The sequence below is a fragment of the Brevibacillus sp. FIR094 genome, from assembly GCF_050477165.1.
Classification (GTDB): Bacteria; Bacillota; Bacilli; order Brevibacillales; family Brevibacillaceae; genus Brevibacillus.
Window position 1 is genome coordinate 1 of sequence record NZ_JBEAES010000074.1, and the last position, 4,044, is coordinate 4,044.

The window sequence follows — 4,044 nt, forward strand, 5'->3', positions numbered from 1 at the left end:
CACACTGGCTGCTTAGGCTTTTTTAGTTCTGTCCGCTTGACAGGGGTAAGACCAGATTTACCAAGGTTTTTTAACGTACAGCATGCGTTCGTACTACAGAGTCTTACGAAATTGATAGTCCATGTCTCCAGCTAAAGCTGCCGGAGTATCACCTGTTTCGCGGAAATCATGGGTATAGATCGTTTCAAACGTCCCAAAATCCGCTTGCTTATAAAATTCAAAGCAAGGGAAGCCATCATGCGCCCCTTCGATTTGTACAAGACCTTCTCTATTCGCAGTCACCGATAATAAGTAGTCCACCGGAGGCGCATGCTCATTCAGGGGATTACTCGCACTAGCGCTCATTTCAAAGCTCACTTCTTCATCCGATTTCCATACCATATTCCTGCACAAAATGCCCTCCGTACTCGCTTTTCCTTTACGCAGTTGAATCAAGCCATCAGGATTCGTGATTTTCTCTGTTGTGATTCCCGTGTTCTGATAAGTAAAAATTTCTTTTTTCATAAAGTCTACGACGACCTCTTGCTCCACTCTGGAACGCATGGCATTTACAGCATAGGGGGTAAATTCACGTGAGTCGCCTTCAAATTGAATGACTTTTCCTGTTTGCGGATCTGTTCTGGGCTCCGTCCATGACTGGGGGATAAATACACTCGCTCTGATTTTGATCAGGTTCACCATACATTGGCACCTCCATGTGTTATTGTTCTTCTAAGACATATATGTGATGTTTTGGTAAGGAATGAACGCCATGCAGATAGCTTCGAATTCTTTGCAATCAGCCAAATGGGACAGATTCATAGGGGCTTGTATCCTTTCTACGCCCATCTTCGGATTCACCAATAAATAATACGCCATAAGCAACGCTTTTCTACAAAGATCCTGGTTTGGTTCACGCACGAGTAGCTCGTAGATGATAGCTGTTCTCTTATCCTCATCATATTGCAAGGCGAGATGATAGTCCCAAAATGGTATGGTACTTTTACTCCCAGCAGAACAAACAATAGGGAAACGAGAGTGTACAAACTGATTGATGATCTCCTTTACATTATCCGTGCTTACCTTCTTCATTTCGTTGTCAACGCAGCTAATTCCTTGATGAATCACCTGATAATAAGGCACGCTCAATAGATGCTCCCGAAATCCCTCTATCAATTCCCCACGCAAAAAAATAGGACCTATCACGATAAAGTCCCCCTTATTTTGGTGTTACTGTACTTCCTATTTCGACAAGTAGAAATATTATCCTATTTGTGCCTCATTTTCTCAATCGCGTTTTCATGACCGCCATGTTATGATTCGAAAAGATAAGGATTATCCAATCGTTTCCATACGCAAACGTACATAGCATCATATGAGTAGGGTGGGAGGATGATGATGTTGCACGAGAATGCCAATCTTCACGCTCCAGACAGATGTATTTTTCTCGTTACTGGGATTATGGCTTCGGGAAAATCAACAGTAGCTCAGTTACTTGCTGAAAAGCTAAATCGAGGCGTTCATCTGCGAGGTGATTCGTTCCGACGAATGATTGTAAATGGCAGAGAGGACTATATGCCTGAACCGTCAGAAGAAGCCATTCGTCAGTTGCAGTTGCGCTATAAAATAGCAGCCTCTACGGCAGACACTTTTTTTGAAGAAGGATTTAATGTCGTTGTACAGGATGTTGTGATCGGCCCCCTTTTGGGCGAGTTTGTTGAAATGATTCGGAACCGTCCGTTGTATGTCGTCGTACTCACGCCAAATGAAAAAGCGATTGAAGAGAGAGAATCTTCCCGCTCCAAAACAGGGTATGGTGCTTGGACGATTCCTCACCTCAATAAAATCTTGCAGACCGAAACACCAAAGCTCGGGATGTGGATCGATTCTTCCGAGCAGTCACCACAGGAAACTGTCGAGGAAATCATGCGCTTGGTTGATCTCCCGCTCTCTATGAAAAAACCTGAGTTCGGTGAAATCCCGAACTCAGGCAACCAGATCGTCTAACTACCTACACTGCGTACATGGTTGGCCAGAAGTACTCTACGCCTTCCGCGTACAAGAACGATTGGAACTTTTTCAGCTCATCAGGTGTGTTTCGGACAGCGCGAGGAGTCAGGCCATATTGCAAGCAATACGCTGTCAAATAGCCAGCTACTTCACCGACGTTCCACTCTACTGGGTGAAGACGGAAGCATCCATTTGTAATATGCGTAACCCCAAGGTTTTTGCCCGCCGGCAAGAGGTTATTTACACGCACAGGGATTAAGCTGCCCAACGGAATTTGGAACGGATAAGTCGACACATCCACGTAATTGCGATTCGCAGTGCTCGGATGCAGGTCAATTCGATAGCTGCCGACCCCAACGGAATCATGGAAGGCTTCTGCCTTGCCTGTATTGCGGACAAATGCACTCACATGTTGCTCCAATACGGTGAATTCGGCTTTGATCCGGCGGGATTCACGAATATACGGATACATCGCCAGTCCATCCTCTGTTCCCATGACATCCTTGCGTAGTCGCAGTCCTGGATACCCTTGTCCACCATCTGGACGAGGAGCCTCTGTTTGCATCCAATACAGAAGGGAGAGACTCAGTTGTTTACCGCCGTGGAGGTGACGCTGACGCTCTTCCTCTGGCACATCAATGATCGAGCCGAGCCAGTAATCATTTTGCGGCCAGTTAACGGTCGTTACGCCACTCTTGTACAATCCGGTTTGGAAGTTTTTCGGATCAGCAATCTGGCGATACGTGAAGAGTGGAAAATATTTAGTCCCCGGGAACAGCTCATATCGTACAGATTCAGTAGTATTGCGCGGATTGGAGCCTGTCCAGCTGAGCAGCTTGTCCGGCCAGAAATCTGCTTTGTAGTTGCGCCAGAAGTCATACGTTTCCGGCTTGGCAATCGTATGATTTTCTCCCTCCAAATAATCCATCGCGAAGCAATACGTAAATGCCTGAATATCATTTGGCTGCGGCGGCCCGACAACAGCATTTGGCTCTCCCGTTTGATCGACTGATTCGGCACCAAGCACATATTCTACGCCGGCTTGTGGGAGCACATCTCCACATTCTGTCGCATCCAAGAAATAAGGTGCGACCAGTTCATGAAAATCATGATGCTTCTGATCCTCCACTGTAATCGACAACACGTTATCGCCAGCCATGCGAACGGCATGAAGCTTGTGATTCGTCAGAATAGTAAGTCTACCACTATTAATATAAGGAGCTAGCATCTGATAAAAAACAGCTAGCGCTACTTTTGGTTCGTGGCAAAGGCGACTTACCGAACCGTTACCAGGGTCAAGATTCGGGATGACGCGTGCTTCTGCCGTCATTGGATAATGGTTGCGGTAATAGTCACGCACGCTGTCACGGAATGTGCGATAGCTTCGCGTACAACCAAACTGTTCGATCCATGGATGCTCATCTGGCGGTACCGCTTGGCTCGTAAATTGACCGCCAATCCAATCGGTTTCTTCCGTCATAATGACTGATTTTCCTGATTTCGCTGCTGCCAGTGCTGCTGCGCAGCCACCAGTACCTCCCCCAATAATTACCACATCAGCATGAAGTTCTCTCATTCTTCTTCCCTCCACATTTTCTACTTTTTGGTTGTTTCTGCCAATTAATACGCAAAAAATGACAATAGGTTACAAATTTCGCAGAAAAAACTAAATATTTTCCATTAGCTTCTGCTTGTTCAATCTTTAACTCAGCATCAGTGCCTCAATTTTGCCTAGGAGTTGATGCCCGTTTCCAGCCCCTTCCTGCTGTCACTTACCAACCGGAATTCCACTTTTCCACCCTGAAACTTGTGTTTTTGGGTGAGATTGTCTTTGCAAAGACACAAAAACAGGAACGTATGTTCTTAATTAAATATATACGAACACAATGCGAACAGTCAAGAAATATTTTCCTTTTCTTTCTGTTATTTGTAAAACTTCGGACGGTAGAGAGTTGGACAAAGTAAATGTAAGCACAAAAAATCCCTCCAGCTAGACTATCTGGACTGACCCTAATTAATGAGACGTTGAAAAAGCACCTAGGCTACCTGTTTCCC

General features: G+C 45.5%; 4 protein-coding genes. 1 reads left to right on the forward strand and 3 read right to left on the reverse strand.

The features are described from left to right. Nucleotides 1-93 precede the first annotated feature (93 nt). Together ACQ5DJ_RS29805 and ACQ5DJ_RS29810 are read right to left on the reverse strand one after the other, a co-directional pair. Entirely contained in the window at nt 94-681 is a 588-nt protein-coding gene (locus ACQ5DJ_RS29805) for a DUF3238 domain-containing protein (RefSeq protein ID WP_429845610.1), read from the reverse strand. A gap of 30 nt (nt 682-711) precedes the next feature. Beyond that, nucleotides 712-1,185 (reverse strand): hypothetical protein, encoded by a 474-nt coding sequence (locus tag ACQ5DJ_RS29810; protein ID WP_429845611.1) that lies wholly within the window; start codon nt 1,183-1,185, stop codon nt 712-714. A 189-nt stretch (nt 1,186-1,374) separates the two neighbouring features. On the opposite strand from ACQ5DJ_RS29810, the gene ACQ5DJ_RS29815 reads away from it, so the two are divergent. Continuing rightward, nucleotides 1,375-1,986, forward strand: coding sequence for an AAA family ATPase (locus ACQ5DJ_RS29815; protein WP_429845613.1), 612 nt, complete (start codon nt 1,375-1,377; stop codon nt 1,984-1,986). A 4-nt stretch (nt 1,987-1,990) separates the two neighbouring features. Here the strand turns inward: ACQ5DJ_RS29815 and ACQ5DJ_RS29820 are convergent, their stop codons facing one another. Continuing rightward, nucleotides 1,991-3,565 carry an FAD-dependent oxidoreductase gene (locus ACQ5DJ_RS29820; protein WP_429845612.1) on the reverse strand — a complete coding sequence of 525 codons (1,575 nt, stop codon included), beginning with the start codon at nt 3,563-3,565 and terminating at the stop codon, nt 1,991-1,993. Nucleotides 3,566-4,044: the final 479 nt, after the last annotated feature.